The organism is Dokdonella sp. (genome assembly GCF_035703485.1).
Lineage (GTDB): Bacteria > Pseudomonadota > Gammaproteobacteria > Xanthomonadales > Rhodanobacteraceae > Dokdonella.
Genome location: NZ_DASSYD010000201.1, coordinates 1 through 20,085 on the forward strand (window position 1 = coordinate 1; position 20,085 = coordinate 20,085).

The following is a 20,085-nucleotide window of genomic DNA, read 5'->3' on the forward strand; positions in this document are numbered from 1 at the left end:
GATTGCCTCGGGGGGCCAGAAAGCAAGTGAATGCCGTTACTCCATTGCGCCCGGATGGCGCGCAAGATTCTGTCCTGCAGCCTGCGTTGAGCGAGTGTGTCGCCCGCGCTGTCCGCCACTACCTGGCCGATATCGATGCACAACCGGCCGACGGATTGCACGCATTGGTCATCAGTGAAGTCGAGTCGCCGCTGTTGCGCGAAGTCCTCGACTGGTGCGGCGGCAACCAGAGTCGTGCCGCTGCAACGCTCGGCATCAATCGGGCGACCCTGCGCAAGAAGCTGCAACAGCACGGATTGAGCTGAGCGTCATCCCGGCGAACTATTCCGTCTGAGGAGAGAATTCGGCCGGGTGGCACGGATTTTCGATGATTCGCAGAACCATGATGCTCGCATGGCTCAACAAGTGGCGGAGCCAGGGGTCACACAGACGGATTCGCGCCCTGTCTGGTAAACCCCGACAGCTTGCATGTGAGCCGCTATACTGCGCGGCTGCACCGATCCGCTTACGGCTGACTCCATGTTCGATACCCCGCTATTACCCGTTCGCCGCGCACTGCTCAGCGTCTCCGACAAGACCGGATTGCTCGATTTTGCGCGCGGACTCGAGTCTCTCGGCACCAGCCTGATCTCGACTGGCGGCACCGCGCAAAGCTTGCGTGAGGCTTCGATGCCCGTCGTTGAAGTCAGCGCCATGACCGGTTTTCCGGAAATCATGGATGGTCGGGTCAAGACCTTGCACCCACTGGTTCATGGTGGTCTGCTCGGGCGACGAGGGATTGATGATGAAGTCATGGCCGCGCATGGCATCAGCGCGATTGATCTGCTCGTCGTCAATCTGTATCCGTTCGACAAGGTCACCGCGCGACCGCAATGCTCGCTCGCCGAAGGAATCGAGAACATCGATATCGGTGGCCCGGCCATGTTGCGTGCCGCGGCCAAGAATCACGAGCATGTGATTGTCGTTGTCGACCCGGCCGACTACGCCGAAGTACTTGATGCGCTGGCCCACGGTGGCACCGGCATTGCCATGCGCCGTCGTCTGGCGGCCAAGGCCTACGCGCACACGGCGCGCTACGACGGCCGGATTGCCAACTGGCTCGGCGCACGCGCGCAAGGCGAAAACAGCGAGCCATTTGCGCCAAGTCTGCATCTTTCCTATGAGCGCAAGCAGGTCTTGCGCTATGGCGAGAACCCGCATCAGGCTGCGGCCCTCTACGTTGAAAGCAATGTGCCCAGCGGCACCGTTGCCGGTGCGCGCGTGCTCGCTGGCAAGGAGCTTTCCTACAACAATCTCGCCGATGCCGACTCTGCCCTGGAGTGCGTCAAGGCGTTCCGGCGTTCTCCAGCTTGCGTCATCGTCAAGCATGCCAATCCATGCGGCGTCGCGCTTGCCGCGAGCGTTCGCGAAGCTTACGAACTGGCCTACGCCTGCGATCCTGTCTCTGCTTTTGGCGGCATCATTGCCTTCAATCATCGTCTCGATCTGGAAACCGCCGAGCTTGTACTCGAGCGCCAGTTCGTCGAAGTCGTGATTGCTCCGGAAGTCGATGAGGCCGCATTGATTGTGTTCGCGAAAAAGCCGAATGTGCGTGTTCTTGCTACCGGCCAGTGGCCTGAACTGGCCAACCATTCCGTTGACTACAAACGCATCGCCGGCGGCATGCTGGCCCAGGATGCGGATCGCGACACCTTGATGTTGACCGACCTGAAAGTGGTCACGAAACGGGTTCCTGATGCTGACGAACTGCGCGACCTGCTGTTCGCCTGGCATGTTGCGATGTACGTGAAATCGAACGCCATCGTGTATGCACGAGACAGTCGTACAATCGGCATCGGCGCAGGCCAGATGAGCCGCGTCATCAGTGCGCGGATTGCCGCGATGAAGGCCGAAGAAGCGGGCCTGACCGTACCTGGCAGCGTCATGGCCTCGGACGCATTCTTTCCATTCCGCGACGGCATCGACGCTGCCGCGGAAGCCGGCATTCGCGCGGTGATCCAGCCAGGCGGCTCGATGCGCGACAAGGAAGTGATCGCCGCCGCCGATGAGAACGATATCGCCATGGTGTTTACCGGCGTGAGACATTTTAGACATTAGCGCGTTGCGCTAATGTCGGGATTTGGGATTCGCAAGGGCGAGTGCGTGCAACTCTCCGAATCTCTCAGCCAATAGCACTCAGATGAAAACTCGCGCCAGCGGGTATTCCACTTCCAAACCTAAAGTTGCAATCCACGCAGTCGAATCCCAAATGCCGAACCCCAAATCCCAAGCTCTCAAGCCATGAAAATTCTCGTCATCGGCGGCGGTGGCCGCGAACATGCTCTGGCATGGAAGCTCGCACAGTCAAAGCGCGTCAGCAATGTGATCGTTGCGCCGGGCAACGCGGGGACTGCGCGTGAGCCGCATATGCGCAACGCCGACGTGGCCGCGGACAATGTTGATGGCTTGTTGCAACTGGCCAGGGATGAAGGCGTCGCCTTGACCGTGGTCGGCCCCGAAGTTCCGTTGGTGCTGGGTGTGGTCGACAAATTTCGTGCGGCGGGTCTGGCCTGTTTTGGTCCCCGCCGTATTGCTGCGCAACTGGAAGGTTCGAAAGCCTTTGCCAAGGCCTTTCTCCAGCGCCGCAACATTCCCACGGCGCGGCATGCCGTATTCACCGATCTCAATGCCGCACTGGCCCATGTTCGTGCCCAGGGTGCGCCGATCGTGATCAAGGCGGATGGTCTTGCGGCCGGCAAGGGCGTGGTTGTCGCACTGACTCTCGGCGATGCCGAGCAAGCGCTGCACGACATGCTCGGCGCGCACTCGTTTGGTGACGCTTCGACCAGTGTGGTCATCGAGGAGTTTCTCGAAGGCGAGGAAGCGAGCTATATCGTCATCTCGGATGGTCAGCACGCGCTGCCAATGGCGACCAGCCAGGATCACAAGCGTGTCGGCGAAGCCGATACCGGTCCGAACACCGGCGGCATGGGTGCATATTCACCGGCACCGGTCGTCACGCCCGAGGTTGATCGCCGGATCATGGAAGAGGTGATCAAGCCGACACTGGCCGGCATGGCAGCGGAGGGCGCTCCCTTCATCGGCTTTCTCTATGCCGGATTGATGATCGACAAGAGTGGTGCGCCGAAGGTCATCGAGTTCAACGTGCGCCTCGGCGATCCGGAGACGCAGCCGATCATGTTGCGCTTGCAGACGGATCTGGTCGAAATAATCGAGGCGGCGCTGGCCGGAAGACTGCAGGACTTTAGCGTGAGTTGGGACCCTCGCCCGGCCATTGCCGTGGTCATGGCGGCTCACGGCTATCCGGGCAAGGTGCGCAGTGGTGACGTGATCCGCGGGCTCGACGTCGACACGGGCAAGGACTGCAAGATTTTCCACGCCGGCACGCGTGAGCGCGATGGCGAGGTGGTCACAGCGGGAGGGCGTGTGCTTTCGGTTTGCGCGCTCGGCGAGGATCTTGCGGCGGCACGCGAACACGTCTATTCAGCCGTTTCGATGATCCGGTTTGACGGAGGTTTTCAGCGTCGCGACATCGGTCACCGCGCCTTGCAGCGTGACGTGTGACCTACAAATAGGAAAATATTTAGTTTCCAGTTTAGACTCGAGTCTCAGTTGTCAAAAACTCTCCCTTCGTTGTCTCTCGATCGAATCGATTCCCAAGGATGAGACTTTGGCGACATACAAAATCACGTGGTTTCATCTCGTGCTTTTCGCGCTTGTCGCCCTTGCGTATGCAGGGATCCAGTGACTTTGTTTCTATAAAGCACGCTCCTTCGTCGCGCGGCATCCCTGCCGTTTTTCACTCGCCTCAGGCGAGCGAGTGTCTTCTCTTTGCGTGGCCAAAGAGAAGGCACCAAGAGAAAGGCCACCCCACAATCGCGCCTTGCGCACAGTCCCTGTGCTCCAGGTCCGCGAGGTTGCTCCGGGGTTCGCCGACAGTCCATCCGTGGACTGGCGTCGAACCCCCGGAGTCGCGTTGCGCAGTCGGAGGGCAGGATGCCCGGAGACCGCTGTAATGGGGTGCTCTTTCTTTTGGTTACTCTTTCTTTGAGCACGCAAAGAAAAGTGACTCGCTCGCCTGAGGCGAGTGAAAAAAGGCATGGATGCCGCGCCGCGAAGCGGCGTAAAGATCAACATGAATCAGAGAGTTGCGAGCTTACCTAGGCACCGCAGAGCTTGTTCTGCGTTTGTCGCAACGTCGGCTCAACGAGCTCGCTACTGCTGTATCGAGAAGTCTGATACAAACTCTTACGAAACCACGAATCGATGACGAAAGTTCTGATCAAGAAACAGCGACGATCGAGTGATTCTTGACGGCTCAGATTCGAGGCCAATCAGCTTGTCTTCAGCGGCAAACGAACGCGCAGATGATTTTCGCCGCGGCGGTATTGGTGGCTGAACTCACGGGTCATCGCGCGCACCATGGCAATGCCGACGCCACCGATGTTGGCTGAGGCGACTGTCGTTGGCAGATGGGTCGCGGCGATCACCGTGGGGTCGAAAGCGACAGCACAATAGCGCAGACGTGCAATCAGCTCATCATTGCTGCAGCGTAACCGGACATGCACCGGGCCGCGAACCGCCTGGGCATGCATGACGACGTTGGCGAGCAATTCATCGAGAACCGTGGCCAGGGATTGACGCACGCTTTCATCGATGCCCGCGGTATCCAGATCTTCGTCCATGCGATCGGCGAAACGACCGATGGCGGCACGTTCTGTCTTCACGCGATAGCGCCATCGGCGCACCGGGCGATTCAGTTTGACCCGCTGATTGCCGCGTTTTGCCATACCCGCTCCCCTTGCAGGCTGCTCTCAGCCTCATCGTGGACGAAGTCGCCCGATCAGGCAAATCCCGCTCCTGATGTGGGTGCGCGCATCGCCGGATTGCCTCGCCTCTGCTAGATTGCCGCAGTCAATTCAGCAAGATCGGGATCATGTCCGAACAAAGCCAGTTCACCCTGCTCGGCAAACGCAGGTTCGCGCCGTTCTTTACCACTCAGGCGCTCGGCGCGTTCAATGACAATGCGTTCCGCCAGGGCATGATTGTCCTGATCGGATTTCATCTTGGCCTGAGCATCGAGGCCGTCAGCTTCTACGCGATGATTGCTCCCGCGATTTTCATCCTGCCGTTCTTCCTGTTTTCGGCCAGCGCCGGACAGATTGCCGAGATGTTCGAGAAATCGCGTCTGATCCGCTACGTCAAGTTGTTCGAGATCGGTGCGATGCTGGTTGCGGTGTATGCGTTCCACGCGCATCAGGTCTGGCTGTTGTTTGTCGTGCTGTTCCTGATGGGCCTGCATTCGACCGTGTTCGGGCCGATCAAGTACGCGATTCTGCCGCAAGCTCTGAAAACCGAAGAACTCGTCGGCGGCAACGGTCTGGTCGAGATGGGTACGTCGATGTCGGTGCTGATCGGCATGATGGCCGGTGGCTCGTTGATGGCGATGGGCGATTTCGGTGCCACTGCAGCATCGATCCTGGTCGTCAGCATTGCCGTCATTGGCTATCTGGTCAGTCGCTCGATTCCGCTGGCGCCGGCGACGGCACCGAACCTCAAGTTCAACTGGAATCCGGCCAGTGAAACGCTGCGTGTAATGCGCTACGTGGTCAAGGACCGCACGATTTTCAATGCGATCCTCGGCATCTCCTGGTTCTGGTTTTTCGGTACCGTGTTCACGGCGCAATTGCCGGCCTATACGCAGACTTATCTCGGCGGTGGTGAAGGCGTACTCAATCTGACTCTGGCCATGTTCTCGGTCGGCGTCGGCATTGGCTCGCTGCTGTGTGAGCGCTTGTCCGGGCACAAGGTCGAAATCGGTCTGGTTCCGTTTGGCTCGATCGGCATGACCGTTTTCGCCATTGATCTGTATTTCTCGCGTCCGCATCTGGCGACCGTGCATGGTTTGAGCGCAGGTGACTTCCTGGTTGCCGCAGGCAGCATCCACATCCTCGTCGACCTGATCCTGATCGGCCTGTTCGCCGGTCTTTTCATCGTGCCGTTGTTCGCTCTCGTGCAGAGCCGGACCGATCGCAGCGAACTGTCTCGCGTGATTGCCGGCAACAACATCCTCAATGCGCTGTTCATGGTGGCCTCGGCTGGTCTTGGTCTTGGTCTGACCGCGCTTGGCCTGAGCATTCCGCAGATTTTCCTCTGCGTGGCCGTGCTCAATGCGCTCGTTGCGATCTACATCTACACGCTGGTGCCCGAGTTCCTCATGCGCTTCCTGTCGTGGATCCTGATCAACACGCTGTACCGGATCCGCAACGAGGGTCTCGACCATGTTCCTGAAGAAGGGCCTGCCTTGCTGGTCTGCAACCATGTCAGCTTCATGGATGCGTTGATTGTTGCCGGCAGTGTGCGTCGACCGGCGCGCTTCGTCATGTATTACAAGATTTTCAATATTCCTGTTCTCAGCTTCATCTTCCGCACTGCCAAGGCGATTCCGATCGCTGCGGCCAAGGAAGATCCGGCCTTGCTTGAAAAGGCCTTTGACGAGATCGATCGAGCCCTCGCCGACGGCGAGATCGTGTGTATTTTTCCTGAAGGCGGGTTGACCTCGGATGGTGAGATCGGGCCATTTCGAAATGGCGTCGAGCGCATTCTCGCGCGGCGTGCCGTGCCGGTCGTGCCGATGGCGCTTCGCGGACTTTGGGGCAGTATCTTCAGCCGCCGTGACAGCAAGCCTGGACGCATGCGACTTCCGCGTCGATTCCGGTCACGTATCGTGCTTGCGGTTGGTGAGGCCGTTGCGCCGGTGAATGCGAGTGCCGCCTTGCTTGAACAGCAGGTCAGGGAATTGCGCGGGACCTGGGCCTGAATTGTTCGACGGGATCAGCAATCGTTGTTGCCGCAGCGTTGAATCAGCGCTTCGTGGCATGCAGCCACTGCTGCCGCACTTGAGCGGCGACACGCGCTGTTTCGCGCAACGGCTTGATCGAGGCGGCGTCTGCGAGTCCATCTACGGAAGTGAGATAGCCCTGGTCGAGCAGAGTTTGATGGAAGCTGCCGATCTTGCCGGTGGCCGGAATCGGTGCAAAGACGTGAACGGGCCTGGCCGTCGCGCAAGCTTCGGAAATCATGTTGACCGAATCGCCGCTGACAATGAATTGCTCTGCCCAGCCGAGAATGCCTCGGTAGGGATTTTCGCCATCGCCGGATCCACCCCAGAAGATTCCCGGCCAGCGCGAAAATTCCTTGCGCAACCGTTCGACCTGTTTGCGTGATGTGCGTCGTGATGTACTGACCAGGAAGCAGCCGCCGTGCCGTGCATGCAGCCTTTCAAGAGCGGCGAACAGCGCTTCGAAATAGGCATCATCCAGCGCAATCGATGCATTCGATGCGCCGATCAATACCGCTCGTCGGGGACCCGCCAGTTTCGAAAACGATGGGAATTCAGATCGACCGTCGGCAAGCCAGGCCTCATCAACCGCATTCAAGCCGCCGAGTGTCTCGATCACGTTGTCACCCGGCAGATGGTCATGCTGTGGGGCAATGACGACATTGAAATGTGCGGGCGCGATGCGCGGATCGAGAATCTGCACGGTAAAGCATTGCTGGTCACTCCAGTCTCGCAGGCAACGGGTCAACAATGCCGCACGACGCCCGCAACCAATGGCGATGGTTGGCCATGGCGAAGCGATCACTCCGCCATGACGGTCGTGCATGCCACGCCGGGCAGCAAGCCGCAGTCTCGGCGCAAGCCAATCCCAAGGATGGCTCACTTGCAGCGAGATTACGCGTGGAACGAGGCCGAGCGCACGCGCCAGGGCAAGTGCCTGGGCCTCGTTGCCGGCCGCGCCGTCACTGATGACCCAACAAGGCGCATCGGTCGTGACTGAGGCCAATTGGTTGGCTTTCGCTGTCTTCATGGCGGGCCGAATTCTGGCTTCTGCAGTGATCGTGTATGCCATTGTCCATCAGTCGGCCGTCTTGAAGGTGTTGAACACTGCACGCACGCCCCCATGACTGTAGGCTTATCCGGATTTTTGCAGCCAGGAGTTTTGATGACGACCCCACTGAACGATTCCGCCCTCGACCAGATCTTCCGCAAGGCGCGCACCTATCGGCGTTCGGCGGCTGCCTGGCTGGACAAACCGGTCGATGATGCCTTGCTGCAGCAGGCCTACGATCTGGCCAAGCTGGGTCCGACCAGTGCCAACTGCCAGCCTTTGCGTGTTGTCTTTGTACGCAGTGCCGAGGCCAAGGAAAGGCTGCGACCGGCATTATCGGAAAGCAATGTCGCCCAGACCATGGCTGCACCGGCCACGGCAATCGTCGCTGCCGATCACGCGTTCTACAAGCATCTGCCGCGACTGTACAAGGAAGAGGATGCGTTGCCCTGGTTCGAAGGCAAGGCCGAGGCCATCGACGCAACGGCATTTCGCAATTCCAGCCTGCAAGGCGCCTATCTGATCATCGCCCTGCGTGCGCTCGGTCTCGATTGCGGGCCGATGTCCGGTTTCCACAATGCTTCGGTCGATGCGGAGTTTTTCGCCGGAACCGAGACAAGATCCAATTTTCTGATCAATATCGGCTACGGTGACCCTGCCACAGTACGCCCACGCGAAGAACGCTTCGAATTTGACGAAGCGTGTCGCATTGCTTGACACCCCCACATGAGGAAATTGAACATGCTGAAACAAACCTTGCTCGCCAGTGCTCTGGCGCTGGTCTCGGGCTCCGTATTTGCTGCAACGGAAGCCTATACGATCGATGGCAACCACACCCAGGCCAATTTCACCTGGACCCACTTCGGCTACTCCAACCCAAGTGGCGGCTTCAACGACATCTCGGGCACGATCAATTTTGATGCCGAGGATCCGACCCGGTCTTCAGTCGATGTGTCGATTGCGATTGACAGTTTGAACACGCAGGTCGAGAAGCTCGACGAGCACCTGAAGAAAGCCGATTTCTTCGACGCGGCGAAGTACCCGACGGCGACCTTCAAGAGTACCCGGATCGTCAAAGGCGCGACCAAGAACGAATTCAAGGTCAGCGGCGATCTGACCATCCACGGCGTGACCAGGCCGGTGACCCTCGACGCCACGCTCAATCGTGCCGAAGCGCATCCCATGTCGAAAAAGCCGACGATTGGATTCGACGGCAGCGTGACCATCAAACGCAGTGATTTCGGCATCGGGGCCTATGTGCCGAATGTCAGCGATGAGATTCGAATCCACATCACCACTGAGGCCAGCGTCGCCAAACCGAAAGCGGAATAACGACTGCGCGGGGTTCAATCGGGATCCCGCGTTCTCCCCCGGTGTGCTGACTTGATCTGCCGCCGGGCGGGTCGTCCTCAGCCCTTCTTGACGCCTTGATTCTTCATCGCTTCAAGGCCGGCCAGATTCAGGGAAGACACTGCCGACTTGATCGCATTCATGTCGAGGCCCTCGCCCTGGCCCTGCAACTTGACCGAAAAGCGCTGGCCGAGAACGATGCCGAACTCGCCACGATGGCTGTTGCTGTCCCAGCTTTCGTTGACCAGGCGACCATCCTGCTTGTAGGTACGCTCATAGCCGGATTCGGTCTGCTTCTCGGATTCAACACCGGCGAAGCCGGCCAGGGCCATCACGCCTTTGGCCCCGCCCATGTCGGTGATTTCCAGGTCAAGACGGTTGTCGTTGGCATCGCGATATCGCGCTTTGCCCGTGCTGACCTGCACGCCCATGACGCCGTTGCGCTCGACCGAGATCGACTCGCGCTTGAAGCCGGCGAGCTTCTCCGGCAAATAAGCCTTGATCTCGTTCGGGGCCAGTGCTTCGACTTGTGAGCCGCCGCCAAGGAGGCTGCCCATCATGGCGCTGGCTGCTTCGGCCTGGGCATTGGCATCGCCGCTGCGCTGCGCCGCTTCCATTTTCTTGCCTTGTTGCTCCATCTTCTGGCCCAGTGCGGCGAGCTTGCCGAACGGGCTGTCTGAATCGATGGTCACGCTGCTGCTTGAACTGTTGCCGAAGTTGATGGCATTGCCGGCGGTGCCAACTGCGGTGATTCCGCTGACGATCACACCAATGATCAGACTCAGGATGAATCCGATGATGATGATGACCACGGTATAGATGACCGACTTCTCCGGCGGGCAACGCATCGTGTGCGGCAAGCCGAGATAGAGCAGGTAGATACCGTAGATTGAACCCGCCAGAGCAACCAGCCAGCCAATCCACGGCACGATCATGGCGATGCTGGCAATCCAGCCCGCGGTATAGGCATAGGCTGCGGTTTTCAGCCCTTGCAGCACATTCTTTTCGCCATCAAAACTCGGCGCAAGAGCGCTGATCAGGAGGCCGACAAGATAGACCAGAGCAAGAATCAGGGCGTACTGGACAATCATTCCGACGATGCCGCTGACGATTGGTGTACGCGCAGTGAAGCCCATGACGCTATAGCCGATCAGGCTGCTCTTGATGAAACCGAACACGGCTGGAATCGCAGCCAGAATCAGAATGTAGTTCTTGTACAGGTTGGCAACGGTTTCCTGTTCCGCTGCAATGACCGGCCATTCAGTCTTCGGTGTCAGCAGAATGGCCTGGACGCGGGCAATGAGTTTCGAGAAATCCATGGTGTCTCCCCTAAAGGTTTGAATGAAACGCTGCGAGTGCGATCGAACGACTGGACATTCTAGGCCAGCCGCGATGCAAGGGTGTGGCCAAATCGTTAGGTCGACTGCGACCTGTTCGACGAGGCAAGTGTGACGAACTTGGCACAATCCGTGCTGCTAAACTAGATGGCTGTCATCTTTTCAGGAGTCGTGGCACATGTCATCGCGTAATCCAGCAGCGGAAACGCGTATTCCGGCGAATGCGGAAAACCGCTATCGAGTCACCCTTGGCGATCTTCCCTTGAGTTGCCCAATGCCGGCAATGTCGTTGTGGAACTCGCATCCGAAGGTCTATCTGCCGATCGAGGATCAGGGCGGCAAGGCGAAATGCCCCTATTGCGGCGCCGACTACGTGCTCGAAAGCTGAACGGCTGTACTGCTTGAATTTCAACCGCCATGCCGAGGTCGATTTGTCCGAACACGGTTCCAATCTGACAAGTCCGCGACTTTGCGTTGTCCAGTTGCTGCCGGCGCTGGCTTCGGGTGGCGCCGAGCGATCTGCGCTCGAGATCGGTCGCGGCCTGGTTGAGGCCGGCCACGAATCGATTGTGATCTCGGGCGGCGGGCGCCTGGTCGAACAACTGGAAGCGCAGGGCAGTCGTCACATCAGTTTGCCGATCGGGCACAAGTCCTTGCGCACCCTGATCCTGATGCCGCGGCTGCGTTCGCTGCTGGCTGAATTGAAGCCCGATATCGTGCACGCCCGATCGCGCTTGCCGGCCTGGCTCGGCTGGCATGCCATTCGCGGACTTCCGGCCCCAAGGCCGCACTTCGTGACCACGGTTCACGGCCTCAATACACCGGGTTGGTACAGCGGCATCATGGCTCGTGGCGAACGCGTCATCTGCGTTTCGAATCTGGTTCGCGATCATGTCCTGCGTCACTATCGCGGCACGAATCCGCAGCGATTGGTGCTGATCCCTCGCGGCGTGGATGCCAACGAGTTTCCATTCGGCTATCAGCCCGATGATGAATGGCGGACAAGATTCTTCGCCGAATACCCGCAATTGCAGGGTGCGCCGCTACTGACCTTGCCCGCGCGCGGCACGCGATTGAAGGGGCATGCCGATGGCATCGAACTGCTCGCTGATTTGAAGGATCGTGGCGTCGAGGCGCGGCTGCTTCTTCTGGGTGCGCGTGAACCCGGTCGCGAGGCCTATATCGCTGAACTCGAGGCACTGGCGGAAAAGCTTGATGTTGCCAATCACCTGGTCATCAGCGCGCAACGTGCTGATGTGCGTGAAGTCATGGCGGTATCAACCCTGATCCTGCAGCTCAGCACTCAGCGCGAGTCGTTTGGTCGAACCGTGATCGAGGCGCTTTCACTGTGCCGTCCGGTGCTGGGCTACGCACATGGCGGTGTTGGCGAACTGCTCACCGAGTTGTATCCGCAGGGTCGCGTGCCGCCGGGTGATCGCGCGCGACTGGCCGAATGCGCAGCCAGCCTGATGCGCAATGCACCGGCGATCCCGTCGCTGACCCGCTATCGGCTCAGCGATATGCAGGAGGCAACCCTGGCCCTTTATGCCGAACTGGTCGCTGAACCCCGGCGTCGTCAAAGTGATCGATGAACACGCTTGAGTCGATGCGCCGCGGTGAGCTCGGCGCGCTGCTGATTGTGCTTGCGGTGCTGATTCTTCTGCCCGTCGGCAGAACCTCGGAATTGCCGATTCTGATCGGTGGCCTGATCGGTATCGGATTGCTGCTGCGTCATCGCATCGAACCTCTCGCTGGTCCCGGATTGCGTCTGACGCTTGTCCTGTTCGCGTGCTACTGGATACCCGTGTTCCTGTCGGCCTTCAGCGCGGTAATGGCGCAGAAATCCTGGATGACTGCGCTCGAAATTCTGCGTTTTCTTCCATTCGCCCTGTTTGTTGCCTGGGCCTTGCGCAAAGGCGAATTCTGGCAACCGTTTCTGGGCGCCGTCGCGGCCGTATCGGCACTCTGGATTATCGATGCCTGGGTGCAGATCGTAGGCGGCTACAGTCTTGCTGGGGCGCCGGAACTCAATCGGATTTCCGGAATCTTCGGTGCGGGAAATCTCAAGCTCGGCCCGGTGCTTGCCGTGTTGTCGCCATTCCTGCTGCTTGCTGCGCGCGAAAAGGCGGGGCGCTGGGGTCTGTTGCTCGCGTTCATCTTTGTGCTGGTGCCAATCCTGATGTCCGGATCGCGTGCGGCCTGGCTGTCATTTGCACTGGTTACCCTGGCGTTTGGCTGGCGCGAAACGCGCAGTTTTCGCCGTTTCTTTCCGCTGCTTCTCGGTGCCTTGCTCGGCGTTGCCCTTTGCGCCGGCCTGATCCTGCGTGATTCGGAGCGCTTCGATTCACGCATAGAACGAAGCCTGCTTGTATTCCAGGGCACCGAGCAGGCCATTGATGAAGCCTCGGCCGGGCGCCTGCGCATCTGGAGCGCGGCAATTGACATGATCAAGGCGCATCCATTGAGCGGAGTCGGTGCCCGTGGCTTCCGCTACGACTACGCCGAGCACGCGTCCGCCGGTGACGATTTTGTCGATGCGGCTACTGGAACAGGCGCCTCGCATGCACACCAGATCGTGCTTGAGGTGCTGACTGAGACGGGCCTGATCGGGCTGATTTTCTGGATCGCTGGCGGTGTGTACGCGATCCGCACCTGGCGTCGCGCAACAACGGATCAACAAGTGCGGGCGTTTGCGCCAGGGCTGGCTCTGGCCGTGATGTGTTTTCCACTGAATACCCACTTCGCCTTCTACTCGGCGTGGTGGGGCCTATTCTTCTGGTGGCTGCTGGCGATCTTTTGTGCCGCCCTGACCGCTGGTGCGAAGCAGGCTGAGGGCAATCCCGCCGACCAGTCCGGCGGCTCCGACAAGCACCGTCCATAGCAGCCAGCGCTTCCAGGCCAGAGGTTCGTGCGGCTCGAGCAAGGCGTTTGCGCCAGCGCTAGGGCGCGCACTGTCGAGCGCGGCCAGCGGCGGTTGCCAGTCCGCACCGAATCGCTTGCGCAGGCTCGAGATAGCGGCTTCAACCGGATAGTCCGGTCGGCGTTCCTGACTGCTGCCAACAGCGAGCAGGAAAGGACCCTCACCCTCGGCGAGAAAAACCAGGCGATCAGCACTGTAACCCACGCGTACGCGCGGAGACTGACTGAGCGGCGTGGCCGAATCGATGCGCAATTCGTCAATGCGCTGTGTGCCGGAGACGCCGATTTCACCACTGTCGATTTCAGTGCCCGCCTGGCGAAGTCGATAAGCAACGAAACCCGCGCGGTGCATCCAGTGCTGCCCGCTTGTGATCGAACTGCTGGTTGAAACATCGAGCTGGGCCAGACTATTGTCGCTGGCAAGATCGATACGCAAGCGGCTCACGGGCACTGATGCAGGCAAGCTGTAGAGATGCCGTCGGTCGCTGTGTTGCATGCTGCCCAGAGCTTGCACCAGCGTCGCATCGAACCATTGAATTCGCTGCCTGAATTCAGAGCGATGCTGTCGTCTTTGCGCCTCGACATGCAGGTTTGCCAGAACCGGGCCATTGTCCAGCCGACGCAAACGCAAATAGCGAAATGGCTGGCCATTCAATTCAATCTCGCGGCGCTCGATACGCAACCCATCGCGCTCAAACAGAGCGATGGTTGCGTCGCTGCGGATTCGCTTCCACGTTTGCAAGTCATCGCTGCCGCCGACATCGTAGCGGGCGACGACGCTGGTCTCAGGGCTGCTCCAATGCAACGTGATTGCGTCGATGCCCTCGTCGAAATCACTGCTGTCGAGCAGCCACTCACTGGCTCTCGAATCTGCTTGTGCAGCGCCAGTCTCGTTGGTTTCGATGCGCTGGACGCGGCCACTTGCATCGCGATTGACGATCAGCTGGAGGTTTGTGTCCGGGCGTGTCGATGGTTCTGTCGGTAACGCGAAGATCGGCAGTTCCGCGGTGCGTTGTTCAACGGATTGTCTGGGCTCGACGCGCCAGCGTGCCATCGGTACCGGCTGCCCGGCCGCGTTGAATATGGCGATGTCGCGAAGGTTCGGCTCTTGTGACCAGTGATAGGCCTCGGTATTGAGCTCGATCTGCCAGGCAGCGCTGCTGCCGTCAGTTTCGATCGGCAACACCATTGCATAGTTGTCCGGGCTCGCGGCAGCTGCGGTTTGCATGCCGAGTACGGCGATCAAGGCGAGGAGTTTCATGCCGATTTCTCCTCCGCGAGCTGACGCGGCGGTGCCGGGGCCAGATAGCCGACCAGGGTGCAGAGCAGGCCATAGGCGATGAACGAGGCGATGCCGAACAGGTTGCCGAGGTGCTGGCGATCAACCAGCAACAACTTGACCAGCACCACGGCCATCAACAGTGCGCTGGCCAGCCACAACGGGCGGTTGCCGCGACGTGAACCGATTACCCAGCCGGCCACGCCGAGTACGCTCCAGACGACTGCAAGGCTGGTTTGCGAGAGGCTCGCGCGGAGCAGGTCGTCGTCCCAGGGTATGCCGCCGAGATGATGCGCAGCCCTCAGCGTGGCCGCGGTGATCAGCAGGAAGCCGGCGATCGAGAGCAGGGCGGGGCGATGGTCGCGGAACAGTTCCGGCGCGTCAGCATCGCGAATCCACAGCGCAAGCAATATCAATGCCGCAATCTGGAACAATTCAAGTGGATTGAGAATTGGCAGCCAGATCAGCGGGTCGCTGGCGCCATCGAGGATCAGGCTGAATCCAAGCATGCCGCCGAGTACGATCGCCTGCGAACCGAGGACGATGCCACGGTAGCGGACAAAGGCTTCAGAAAGTGGCATGGCAATCCAGTGCGGGCGACGCAGGGCCAGCACGAACAAAACCATCAGTGGCAGCGCGATCATCGCCATCATCCAGCCGTTGCCGAGCGTGGCATCGTCGGCGATTTCAATCAGGCGCAGCGCAAACACCACGGTCCAGACCCAGAACCAGCCAAGGTGTGCGGCGGTTTGTTCGGCCGAGGTGCTCTGACCCAAACAAGCCAGTGCACGCCAGCCAAGCACGGCAAAAATGGCGTAACCGAGCAGGTTCCAGGTTTCGAATACCCGACCTTCCATTGCAATCAACAAACTCAATGGAAGGACCAGCCAAACCAGGATCGTGGTGGTCAGCGTCAGGGCCAGGCGCTGCCAGTGGCGCGTGGCCTCGGCTGCCAGCCAGGCACTGACCGCGAGCAAGGCAAGTACGCCGGCGAGCTTGTGCTGGCTCGGTACAAAGCGATCGATTTCGATCAGCCATGCGCAGAACCACCAGCCAAGACCCCACAGATAGAGCGCTCCACTCAAGGCATTCGATGCCCTGGCGCGCTGGTAGAGCCAGGCACAAGTCAGGCCACCGAGACAGATCAGTATTGCGCCGGCGAAATGGCCGTTGGCGATTGGCAAACCAAATTCGAAGCGCCCCCATTCGAACGCGATCACGAATGCACCGCCGGCGAGCCCTTGCAGGAGCAAACCGATCCAGCGCGGCAAGCGTCGATCCTGGCGCAGGCCAAGCCAGACCAGAGCGGCACCTTCAAGGGCGAAGATACAACCAGTCGTGCGTGCCGACAGGGCCAGTGGAACCGAAAGCGTCGAGAAGCCCAAGGCGAGCACGGCAAATGATTCACCGAGAATACGCAGGCGACGAATCAGACTGGCCGCGAGCAGCAGATAGATGATGCCGAGAGCCAGTGCCGAGATCGCCAGCGGTGTGCGCTCCCACTCAAGCAGTGCGCCTTGCAGGGCGAATGCGGCCAGTGGATTGCCAAACAGCAAGGTACCGTCGATGGCATCGCGCTTTTCCGGCGAGCGTTTCAGCGCATACAGGATCGGAACGGCGAGATAGATCGCAAAGAACAGCAGCAGGAAGGGTTCGGTGCTGTTAAACAGATTGCCGCGATAGGACAACACACCCCACAGCGTGCCAATCGCGTAAGTAAAGAAGAAGCCAATCAGGTTCAGTATCCGCCAGGAGCGTTTCCAGGCGATCGCGAAAACCGCGATATTGAGCAAGGCGTAGTAGGAGAACAAGGCGACATGGTTGCCGCTGCCGGTCGAAATCAGAATTGGTGCAGCAAAGCCGGCAAGAATGCCAAGCACGGCCAGAGCCAGTGCATCCTGCAGCACGGCCAGCACACAGACGCCGGCGACGAGAATCAGCATCAAGGCAAATGCCGGCGTCGCCGGCAGCAGGTGATACAGGCGAAAGGCGGCGAATACGGTCAGCAGTAGCATGCCAATTGCGCCACCTTGCAGACTCAGAGAAAACGCACGCTTCGTGTCGCGCTGGCGCCAGGCAAAGGCCAGCGCCGCGATCGAGGCCAGGGCGATGCCGGCCAGACGGAACTCAATCGGAAAGGTGAACCAGCCTTCGTCAGCCGCGTATTTCAGCAGTGCAGCGACGCCGGCGAACAGCACAAGCATGCCGACCTTGACTGGCACATTGCCTTCGGTAAACCAGCTCTTGATTCGGTCGAATATATCCGCAGAAGGTTCTTCGTGCCAATCAGCAGGCTCCGCGGCAGAGGCCGGTTGCACCGCTTGTGACCAGACCGGCGTGGGCACTGGTGCTGGTACCGGCGGCATCGCTGCATCCTGTTTGACCACAGGCGTTTCATCAGCAGCGGATGGGAATCGCTGCGCGGCAGCCGGTCCTGGCGTAGCCGGTGCCGGAGCGGGAGCGGGTGCGCTGTCACGCAGGTCGAGCGTCGCCTCAGCAACAGGTCGTGACGGACTCCTGGCGATGCCGGCACGCAGCTCCTTCTGTTCCAGGGCAGCGAGACGCGCTTCGCCATCGTGCAAGCGTTTGGCCATCTGGCCGAGTCGCCAAAGCAGAAAACCGAATCCCGCGCCGCAAAAAAGACCAAACCAGGCCATGGATCGGTATGAAACCGTCGAGCCGAACAGGAGGCCAAGTAGTGCGCCGCCGATGATCCAGGCCAATCCCATGCGTCTCACTCCCTGCTTCTGTGTTGCCGCTCAATCGTATACCGGCGCTTCGCCCTTTGGACGAGTCTTGAAGCGCCGATGGATCCAAAGGTACTGGTTGGGTGCTTCGCGCGTCATGCGTTCGATCATGCCATTGATTCGCGCCGTATCGACACCTACGTCGTCGCCCGGAAACCCGGCCAGCGGCGCTTCCAGGCGCAGCGCGTAGCCGCCTTCAGGCAGGCGACGATGAAAGAACGGAATCACGCAGGCGCCGGAAAGGCGAGCCAGATGGTGAGTGGCAGTCAGGGTCGAGGCGCTGATGCCGAAGAAGGGAACAAACACCGTGTCCTTGCCGCGCATGTCCTGATCCGGTGCGTACCAGATGCGTCCGCCGGATTTCATGTAGCGCACACAGGCGCGCACCTCGTTCTTGGTGAACATGGTTGCGGCATAGTGCTGGCGCGCGCGGCGGATCGCCCATTCGAAAGCGGCATCGCCGTGTTCGCGGTACATGCCGGCCAGTTCGATGCCGCCGCGTTCGACCAGCAGACGCCCGGCCAGCTCGAGATGCGAGAAGTGTGCACCGGTCAGCAGAACGCCCTGGCCGCGTGCTCTCGCCGCCTCGATGTGTTCGATGCCCTCAATGGTCACCGGGACACTGGCAATGGCACGGCGGGAGCCCATCCAGGCGAGCGCAAACTCGACCAGCATGAGGCCGACATCGCGCAGACTGTCCTCAAGCAGGCGCGCGCGCGTTGCCGCATCCAGCTCGGCAAAGCACAGCTCGATATTGCGCGCGGCAATGCGCCGCCGCGAACCTGGAATGCGCGCGATCAACCAGCCGATTCCACGCCCTACCCGCATCAGTGCGCGATAGGGCAGGCACGACAGCAACCAGAGCAGGCCGAGCCCGATCCAGGCCGGCCAATGGCGGGGGCTGAGCAAGCCGGGGCGAAACGTTGGCGGACCTGATGACATTCCCCGATTATGGCGGTCGCGCCTGATTCTGCCTATGTCACCACGTAGCCCTGCGCAGAGCTTGATCGGTGCTTCCCTTATACTTCGCGGCCTTGCCCGACTGCGAATTCCGTCTTGCTGCGCCTGCTTTACACCCTGACCATGTACTTGTTGACGCCGGTGATTCTGTATCGGCTGGCCGCGCGCGGTCTGCGTTATCGGCGCTATCTTTCGCGCTGGAAGGAACGTTTCGGCTTTTTCCCGTCGCCGCGCTTCACCAACAGCAGCTGGGTGCATGCGGTTTCAGTGGGCGAGGTCAATGCGGCGGTGCCGCTGATCGAGGCCTTGATTCGCCGCTTTCCGGATTCGCCAATGGTGGTGACAACGGTCACACCGACCGGTTCCGAGCGCGTGCAGCAACTGTTCGGCGAGCGGATCTTTCATGTCTACCTGCCTTATGACCTGCCGGCTTCGGTCAAGCGCTTTCTGGATCGCATCAAGCCGAGGTTCGCGGTGATCATGGAAACCGAAATCTGGCCGAACCTGTTTGTGACCTGCCGTGAACGGTCGATTCCTATCGTGGTCACCAACGCTCGCCTGTCAAAGCGCAGCCTGAAAGGTTACGGCCCGGTGCGACCGCTGGCTCGACGCGCCATTCGCTGCGCGAATTTCGTCGCCGCCCAGTCGCCTGTGGATGCCGAGCGTTTGCGCCTGCTTGGCGCTGCAGTGACGCGATTGGCAGTGATCGGCAATCTCAAGTTCGACATGACAATACCGCCCGATCTGGCCGACAGTACCAGGAAGATGCGCGAGTCGTGGGGAGTAAAGCGACCCGTGTGGATCGCCGCGAGTACTCACGAAGGTGAGGAGTTGCCGGTGCTCAAGGCCCACAGTGCCGTGCTGCAGCGCTATCCGGATGCGCTGCTGCTGATTGCACCGCGTCATCCCGAGCGCTTCAAGCCGATTGTCGGTGTCTGCCGTTCGCTCGGCTTCAGTACGCGGGTGCGCAGTGAAGATGTACTTGCAGATGAGAGCTGCCAGTGCTTCGTCATCGACAGCATGGGTGAATTGCTGCAGTTCTATGCCTGCGCCGACGTCGCCTTTGTCGGCGGCAGTCTTGAGCCGATCGGCGGGCACAATCTGCTCGAACCTGCCGCTCTCGGCAAGCCGGTGATCGTCGGTCCGCATACTTTCAATACCGAAGAAATCGCCGATAGCCTGATCGCCGCGAAGGCGGTCTTGCGGGTTGCCGATGAAACCGAGCTTGGCGCCGACCTGATCCGTTTGTTCACTCATGCGGGAGAGCGGCAGGCCATGGGCCAGGCGGCACAAGCGGTCATCGAGCGCGAACGCGGCGCCGTTGAGCGCACGGTCAGAATCCTCGAGCAGGTGCTTGGTGAAGCGGGAGGGGGGAGTGGGGAGTAGGGCAAGCAAAATGCGTTTCGCCGCAAACCAGTAGCAGCGCCTACAGGCGCGATGAATATTGCCGACCATGAAGGCAACCGCGTTTGCTCAGCTTTGCTTCAAACGCTTGCCTTGAGTCTTTCGAGGGGAGACTCCCACAAATATCTTGTCGATCGATAAAAGGTGGGAGTCGGTGAAACACTGGGCGCGAGGCCCTTGGCAGGGAGTTTCAATTC

The 20,085-nt window shown here is 60.1% G+C and carries 16 protein-coding genes; 10 read left to right on the forward strand and 6 right to left on the reverse strand.

Annotated features, from left to right (window positions below):
- The 3 genes from VFN25_RS15375 to purD form a co-directional block, all read left to right on the forward strand.
- Window positions 1-305, forward strand: a 305-nt coding sequence (locus tag VFN25_RS15375) for a helix-turn-helix domain-containing protein (RefSeq protein ID WP_414648982.1), incomplete at its 5' end; no start/stop codon positions are given.
- Between the two features lie 214 nt (window positions 306-519).
- Window positions 520-2,097, forward strand: coding sequence for a bifunctional phosphoribosylaminoimidazolecarboxamide formyltransferase/IMP cyclohydrolase (gene purH, locus VFN25_RS15380; protein ID WP_325143467.1), 1,578 nt, complete (start codon window positions 520-522; stop codon window positions 2,095-2,097).
- A gap of 183 nt (window positions 2,098-2,280) precedes the next feature.
- Complete coding sequence (gene purD, locus VFN25_RS15385) at window positions 2,281-3,564, forward strand: phosphoribosylamine--glycine ligase (protein ID WP_325143469.1); 1,284 nt, start codon at window positions 2,281-2,283, stop codon at window positions 3,562-3,564.
- Between the two features lie 770 nt (window positions 3,565-4,334).
- On the opposite strand, the gene VFN25_RS15390 is transcribed toward purD, so the two are convergent.
- On the reverse strand, window positions 4,335-4,790 hold the full coding sequence (locus VFN25_RS15390) for an ATP-binding protein (protein ID WP_325143471.1): 456 nt from the start codon (window positions 4,788-4,790) through the stop codon (window positions 4,335-4,337).
- A gap of 146 nt (window positions 4,791-4,936) precedes the next feature.
- On the opposite strand from VFN25_RS15390, the gene VFN25_RS15395 reads away from it, so the two are divergent.
- The gene (locus tag VFN25_RS15395) at window positions 4,937-6,820 is read left to right on the forward strand and encodes an MFS transporter (RefSeq protein ID WP_325143473.1); all 1,884 of its coding nucleotides are present in this window, start codon (window positions 4,937-4,939) and stop codon (window positions 6,818-6,820) included.
- A gap of 43 nt (window positions 6,821-6,863) precedes the next feature.
- Here VFN25_RS15395 and VFN25_RS15400 read toward each other — a convergent pair whose 3' ends face one another.
- The gene (locus VFN25_RS15400) at window positions 6,864-7,871 is read right to left on the reverse strand and encodes a mitochondrial fission ELM1 family protein (protein ID WP_325143475.1); all 1,008 of its coding nucleotides are present in this window, start codon (window positions 7,869-7,871) and stop codon (window positions 6,864-6,866) included.
- Window positions 7,872-8,006: 135 nt separating this feature from the next.
- On the opposite strand from VFN25_RS15400, the gene VFN25_RS15405 reads away from it, so the two are divergent.
- Both VFN25_RS15405 and VFN25_RS15410 read left to right on the forward strand, forming a co-directional pair.
- Window positions 8,007-8,609 carry a malonic semialdehyde reductase gene (locus VFN25_RS15405; protein ID WP_325143477.1) on the forward strand — a complete coding sequence of 201 codons (603 nt, stop codon included), beginning with the start codon at window positions 8,007-8,009 and terminating at the stop codon, window positions 8,607-8,609.
- A gap of 24 nt (window positions 8,610-8,633) precedes the next feature.
- Window positions 8,634-9,224, forward strand: a complete 591-nt coding sequence (locus VFN25_RS15410) for a YceI family protein (RefSeq protein WP_325143479.1) — start codon at window positions 8,634-8,636, stop codon at window positions 9,222-9,224.
- Between the two features lie 77 nt (window positions 9,225-9,301).
- Here the strand turns inward: VFN25_RS15410 and VFN25_RS15415 are convergent, their stop codons facing one another.
- The gene (locus tag VFN25_RS15415; RefSeq protein WP_325143481.1) at window positions 9,302-10,561 is read right to left on the reverse strand and encodes a Yip1 family protein; all 1,260 of its coding nucleotides are present in this window, start codon (window positions 10,559-10,561) and stop codon (window positions 9,302-9,304) included.
- A 196-nt stretch (window positions 10,562-10,757) separates the two neighbouring features.
- Here VFN25_RS15415 and VFN25_RS15420 point away from each other — a divergent pair, with 196 nt between their 5' ends.
- The 3 genes from VFN25_RS15420 to VFN25_RS15430 all read left to right on the forward strand — a co-directional run bounded on the left by VFN25_RS15420 (window position 10,758) and on the right by VFN25_RS15430 (window position 13,460).
- Window positions 10,758-10,967 (forward strand): zinc-finger domain-containing protein, encoded by a 210-nt coding sequence (locus VFN25_RS15420; protein WP_325143482.1) that lies wholly within the window; start codon window positions 10,758-10,760, stop codon window positions 10,965-10,967.
- Between the two features lie 64 nt (window positions 10,968-11,031).
- On the forward strand, window positions 11,032-12,171 hold the full coding sequence (locus VFN25_RS15425) for a glycosyltransferase (protein ID WP_325143532.1): 1,140 nt from the start codon (window positions 11,032-11,034) through the stop codon (window positions 12,169-12,171).
- Window positions 12,168-13,460, forward strand: coding sequence for an O-antigen ligase family protein (locus tag VFN25_RS15430; protein WP_325143484.1), 1,293 nt, complete (start codon window positions 12,168-12,170; stop codon window positions 13,458-13,460). Before VFN25_RS15425 ends, VFN25_RS15430 begins: the two co-directional genes overlap by 4 nt.
- Here VFN25_RS15430 and VFN25_RS15435 read toward each other — a convergent pair.
- From VFN25_RS15435 to lpxL, 3 genes are read right to left on the reverse strand one after another with little or no spacing between them, the layout of a single operon-like run.
- The gene (locus tag VFN25_RS15435; protein WP_325143485.1) at window positions 13,347-14,759 is read right to left on the reverse strand and encodes a DUF3999 domain-containing protein; all 1,413 of its coding nucleotides are present in this window, start codon (window positions 14,757-14,759) and stop codon (window positions 13,347-13,349) included. The two genes, VFN25_RS15430 and VFN25_RS15435, sit on opposite strands and share 114 nt — an antisense overlap.
- Entirely contained in the window at window positions 14,756-17,506 is a 2,751-nt protein-coding gene (locus VFN25_RS15440) for a DUF2339 domain-containing protein (protein ID WP_325143487.1), read from the reverse strand. The genes VFN25_RS15435 and VFN25_RS15440 overlap by 4 nt, the downstream gene beginning before the upstream one ends.
- 30 nt (window positions 17,507-17,536) lie before the next feature.
- Window positions 17,537-18,466 (reverse strand): LpxL/LpxP family Kdo(2)-lipid IV(A) lauroyl/palmitoleoyl acyltransferase, encoded by a 930-nt coding sequence (gene lpxL, locus VFN25_RS15445; protein WP_325143489.1) that lies wholly within the window; start codon window positions 18,464-18,466, stop codon window positions 17,537-17,539.
- 114 nt (window positions 18,467-18,580) lie between these two features.
- Between lpxL and waaA the strand changes: the two genes are divergently transcribed.
- Complete coding sequence (gene waaA / locus VFN25_RS15450) at window positions 18,581-19,870, forward strand: lipid IV(A) 3-deoxy-D-manno-octulosonic acid transferase (RefSeq protein ID WP_325143491.1); 1,290 nt, start codon at window positions 18,581-18,583, stop codon at window positions 19,868-19,870.
- The last annotated feature ends 215 nt before the right edge of the window (window positions 19,871-20,085 follow it).